The sequence below is a fragment of the Acetobacterium sp. genome (assembly GCF_030652775.1).
Classification (GTDB): Bacteria; Bacillota; Clostridia; order Eubacteriales; family Eubacteriaceae; genus Acetobacterium.
This window is the reverse complement of the sequence record NZ_JAUSPS010000048.1, coordinates 1-3,065: the sequence shown is the minus strand read 5'-3', so window position 1 is coordinate 3,065 and position 3,065 is coordinate 1. Positions and strand designations below refer to the sequence as shown.

The 3,065-nt window shown below is 41.8% G+C and carries 5 protein-coding genes; all 5 read left to right on the top strand.

What is annotated here, in order from left to right:
- Window positions 1-89: 89 nt before the first annotated feature.
- Window positions 90-266 (top strand): hypothetical protein, encoded by a 177-nt coding sequence (locus Q7J41_RS08405; RefSeq protein WP_186895353.1) that lies wholly within the window; start codon window positions 90-92, stop codon window positions 264-266.
- Window positions 263-418, top strand: coding sequence for a hypothetical protein (locus Q7J41_RS08400; RefSeq protein ID WP_304887072.1), 156 nt, complete (start codon window positions 263-265; stop codon window positions 416-418). Before Q7J41_RS08405 ends, Q7J41_RS08400 begins: the two co-directional genes overlap by 4 nt.
- Before the next feature lie 469 nt (window positions 419-887).
- Window positions 888-1,643, top strand: coding sequence for a hypothetical protein (locus tag Q7J41_RS08395; protein WP_304887070.1), 756 nt, complete (start codon window positions 888-890; stop codon window positions 1,641-1,643).
- On the top strand, window positions 1,630-1,797 hold the full coding sequence (locus tag Q7J41_RS08390) for a hypothetical protein (RefSeq protein WP_304887068.1): 168 nt from the start codon (window positions 1,630-1,632) through the stop codon (window positions 1,795-1,797). The genes Q7J41_RS08395 and Q7J41_RS08390 overlap by 14 nt, the downstream gene beginning before the upstream one ends.
- Window positions 1,794-3,065: ParB/RepB/Spo0J family partition protein (locus tag Q7J41_RS08385; RefSeq protein ID WP_304887067.1), on the top strand; the 1,272-nt coding region annotated here is incomplete at its 3' end. The genes Q7J41_RS08390 and Q7J41_RS08385, both read left to right, overlap by 4 nt.

Genomic DNA, 3,065 nt, shown 5'->3' with positions numbered 1-3,065 from the left:
TTTTTGGATATCTAAGTGCACTGTTATTGGGGTTATTCGTAGGAATCATCGTCGGTCAGACCGTCGATATCAAGAGACGGGTGAAGTAATTGGGACGATTATGCTTAACCGATGCCGATAAAATGGCAGGTAATCGGCAGTTAGGGCATGAGGTAGAAAAAGGATACTGGGAACAAACCGGGGATCCCGAAAAATTCAAACAGCATGTGGCCATGGATAAAAAGGCCAGACAACGGCCGGGGTATTGGGGAGGGGTTAGAAAATGAAAGCTAAAAATCTATTAAATGCATTGCGGGACCATAAAACAAAAGAAGTCCGGGTGCTGAATGCCGAAACGGGATCAGAGTATCCAATTGAAACAATGGAGCTGAAGGAAAATGATGAAGGTGTTATTTATATCATCATCAACGATTATTAAGTCGGAGGAAAAAGCAGGATGCCGAAATTTGAAAGACAATGCCAGACGTGCGGATTAATTTATGAAATGGATTATTGGACACACCCGAAAAAGTTTATCTGCCCATACTGCAGCAACCTAGCAGAAAAGAGCGATAACAAAGCAATCAGATCATTAAAGCGAATGAAACGAAAACTGGGAGCCGTGGGAATATGAAAAACACATATAAAAAAAGACTCTTCCAGGCGCTGGAACGCCAAACAGGAAGAGACTCTCATAAAAACCTTAGGTTATTATAACATAAATAATTGAATAAAAAAAGACCGCCCAATAAGCTGTGGAAGCAGAGGCGGTCTTTTTAAAAAGCTGTTATCTAATTATACCTTTTTTTAATAAAGATAACAAGCGAAAAACGGCTGATTAATCAGCTTTTTGACTCGATAAGAGTATTAATTTATCGACATCTTTATAGAAAAAGGGGTGAGCAAAAATGCCGTATGTAAAAAAGACAACCAGGGCGGGCATGACGATTGAAGTGGAGAAATATTTTACTACCCGGTACCACAAAAAAGGAATTACCAGGGGAGAGAACAAAAAACCAACACCAGAGAAAATGGCCATCATCAATGAGCGGAATGCAGAGAAGAATCTGAGGCAGCTGATTAATAACAATTTTGGCCAGGGGGATCTTCATCAGACCCTGACATATAAAAAAGACCAAAGGCCGGATCCGGAAGAATCAAAAAAAGAGCTGGAGCGATATCTGAGAAAAGTCAGAACCTTATACAAGCGGAGTGGCCATGATCTTAAGTACATCACGGTAACGGAATATAAAAACAAATCAATTCATCATCACCTGATAATTAACATGGTGAACAGTATCAGTGTGAAGGAGTTGAATGATCTCTGGATCAATGGCCGGACACGCTTCACCTATTTGGATGAAACAGGGCAGTATGGAGCGCTGGCCCATTACCTGATAAAAGAGACCAGAAAAACATATAAGGAGAAGGGCAGCCCATCAGGGAAACGATGGAACCCTTCCAGGAATTTAGAAAAGCCAAAAATAGATATTGAGATTGTTAAGGCAAAAGAATGGCGAAAGGATCCATCACCATTGCAGGGTTATATCCTGGAATCGGATAGCATAAAAGAAGGGTACCATGATTTTACCGGGTGGCCGTTCCAGATGTATAGCATGGTGAGGGTTGAAGAAAGGAAGAGGTTCAGGAATGAAAAAAGCTGAGCAAATAAAACAAATGACAGATACCGAACTGGCAGCGGAAATAAATAATTTAATCTCTGAAATGTGCCGGCGATTCTGCAGGGGTTGCAAAGAATCCGGTTACCGGTGTGACGAAGCCGTGAAGAAGTATCTGGAAAGCGAGGTAAGGGAATGAGCGCCGATCAGAAGATTATGTATATTGATATTAAAAAAATATACCAACACCCAAAGAACCCACGAAAGAAATTAACGGATATCGAAGAGCTGGCAGATAGTATCAGAGAAAACGGCATTATGCAGAATTTAACGGTGGTGCCATGGTATAGCCAGTTCACCGGAAAACCCGGGGATAATGGCAGCACTGAAGGGGAATACTATGCAGTCATTGGCCACCGGAGACTGGCCGCGGCAAAACTGGCCGGATTAACCCAGGTACCGTGCGTTATTTCGAACATGGATGAAAAACAGCAAGTGGCTATTATGCTGATGGAGAACATGCAGCGCAGTGACTTGACAATCATCGAAGAGGCCGAGGGAATGCAGATGATGTTTGACCTGGGATCCACGGCTGATGAAATTGCAGAAAAGACCGGGTTATCAAAAACGACGATCAATAGAAGAGTGCAGCTGCTGGATCTGGATCGGGATAAGCTGTCAGAATCTTTTGAGCGTGGCGGGAAGCTTCAGGATTACTTGGAACTGCATAAAATCAAAGACCCAGATACTCGGGACCTGGTAATGGCCGAAATTGGAACAAATAACTTTGAGTGGTCATTAAAAAAAGCGATCCGTGTTGAACTGGGGCGTGAAAACAAAGCGGCAATCATAGAAATGGTTAGGGAGTTTGCCAAGGAAGTTCAGGAAGCCGACTGGAGCATAATGACCTATGTCACAGCGTATGGCTATTATACCGACGAAGGGAGAGCAAAACCAAAAGACTGGCAAGCAGAAGAATATTTTTTTAGAGTCGCCCCTAATGACGTATTTTTATATAAACGACGGCCAGATAATGATGAAACGGAGGAAGACCAACAAAGCGAAAAAAGGCGCATTGACAAAAATGAACTCGATGAAATAAAAAAAAGAATGTATGAAATGCGATTTGATTTTGTGAAGAAATTACCGCAAAACAAGGCGAAAAAACACAGCAGCGATATAACAGCTTTCGCAGTCATGGTAATACTTAATAATCTGAGCAACTGGTTTAACAGAGAACGATTGGCCAGTTTGTTGGGGATTGAAAATCATGACGGCGATGAATTGGAAAAAAAGATCATCGAAGTGCCAGAAAAAGCACTGTTATCAATGCAATATTTACGGGCAGACGATGGTCACAGAAGCTATGCCGATTATGACAATAGGTATCAAGGAAACAAGGAGCTTGATATTATTTATAATTTACTTGAGATTCTTGGATATGAAATGTCAGACGAAGAAAAAGCC